This window comes from Streptomyces sp. 8N616, from assembly GCF_052246385.1.
Classification (GTDB): Bacteria; Actinomycetota; Actinomycetes; order Streptomycetales; family Streptomycetaceae; genus Streptomyces.
In genome coordinates, this window is the sequence record NZ_JBQQBY010000097.1 from 1 (window position 1) to 1198 (window position 1198).

At 72.6% G+C, this 1198-nt stretch carries 1 protein-coding gene; it reads right to left on the bottom strand.

The genetic code is table 11. The features are described 5' to 3' along the window. Positions 1 to 1198, bottom strand: a 1198-nt coding sequence (locus ACTWQC_RS35770) for an acetyl-CoA carboxylase biotin carboxylase subunit (protein ID WP_443320043.1), incomplete at both ends; no start/stop codon positions are given.

Genomic DNA, 1198 nt, shown 5'->3' on the forward strand with positions numbered 1-1198 from the left:
CGAAGGCCGGGTCGGTGACCACTGCGCGGTGGAAGGGGATCGCGGTGGCCATGCCCTCCACCTGGAACTCCGCCAGCGCACGCGCCGCGCGCTGCAGCGCCTGCTGCCGGGTGGCGCCGGTGACGATCAGCTTGGCCAGCAGCGAGTCCCAGGCCGGGCCGATCACGCTGCCGGACTCCACGCCCGCGTCCAGCCGCACGCCCGGCCCCGCGGGCGGGACGAAGGCGGTGACCGTGCCCGGGGCCGGGAGGAAGTTACGGCCCGGGTCCTCGCCGTTGATGCGGAACTCGAAGGAGTGGCCCCGCACCACCGGGTCGGTGTAGCCCAATTCCTCGCCGTCGGCGATGCGGAACATCTCGCGGACCAGGTCGATGCCGGTGACCTCCTCGGTCACCGGGTGCTCGACCTGGAGGCGGGTGTTGACCTCCAGGAAGGAGATCGTGCCGTCGTGGCCGACCAGGAACTCCACCGTGCCCGCGCCGACGTAGCCCGCCTCCTTGAGGATGGCCTTCGACGCGGCGTACAGCTCGTCGTTCTGAGCCTGGCTCAGAAAGGGAGCCGGGGCTTCCTCCACCAGCTTCTGGTGGCGGCGCTGCAGCGAGCAGTCCCGGGTGGATACCACCACGACATTGCCGTGGGAGTCGGCCAGGCACTGGGTCTCCACGTGCCGGGGCTTGTCCAGGTAGCGCTCGACGAAGCACTCGCCGCGGCCGAAGGCGGCGACCGCCTCGCGCACCGCCGACTCGTACAGCTCGGGGACCTCCTCCAGCGTGCGGGCCACCTTCAGGCCGCGCCCGCCGCCGCCGAAGGCCGCCTTGATCGCGATCGGCAGGCCGTGCTGTTCGGCGAAGGCCACGACCTCCTCGGCGCCGGACACCGGGTCGGGCGTGCCGGCGACCAGCGGCGCACCGGCGCGCTGCGCGATGTGCCGGGCCGCGACCTTGTCACCCAGATCGCGGATGGCCTGCGGCGGCGGGCCGATCCAGATCAGCCCCGCGTCCAGCACGGCCTGGGCGAAGTCGGCGTTCTCGGAGAGGAAGCCGTACCCGGGGTGGATGGCGTCCGCGCCGGAATCGGCGGCCGCCTGGAGGACTTTGGCGATGTCCAGGTAGCTGGTGGCCGGGGTGTCACCACCCAGCGCGTAGGCCTCGTCGGCCGCGCGGACGTGCAGAGCGTCCCGGTCCGGGTCGGCGTAGAC